Here is a 252-nt window from a genome sequence, read left to right as displayed (position 1 = left end):
CAGGATTAAAAGATCTTAAAGCGATTTATTTGGATCACTTGAAGCTCGTTGACTATCAATTGGGTGCTGCAGATGCTAAAGAGGCTTTGCAGATTTTTACGCATGCACCTGTCGGTTTGGAGACGATAGAAGCTTTAGCAAAAGAGCTGGGTGTTAGTTACGATGAGAATACGCCGCAAAAACTAGCCAAAACGATTGACGCGATCAATCATGCTTTTCAGCAGCGCTTAAATAGCCAGCCCTGTGAATTTG

General features: G+C 42.9%; 1 pseudogene. It reads left to right on the top strand.

From position 1 onward, the window contains the following. Positions 1 to 252: pseudogene (locus tag F1003_RS16740) on the top strand (hypothetical protein); the annotation flags it as partial.

It is taken from the genome of Winogradskyella ouciana, assembly GCF_009709615.1.
Classification (GTDB): Bacteria; Bacteroidota; Bacteroidia; order Flavobacteriales; family Flavobacteriaceae; genus Winogradskyella; species Winogradskyella ouciana.
The sequence above is the reverse complement of the archived record's forward strand: the minus strand, read 5'-3'. Positions and strand labels throughout refer to the sequence as shown.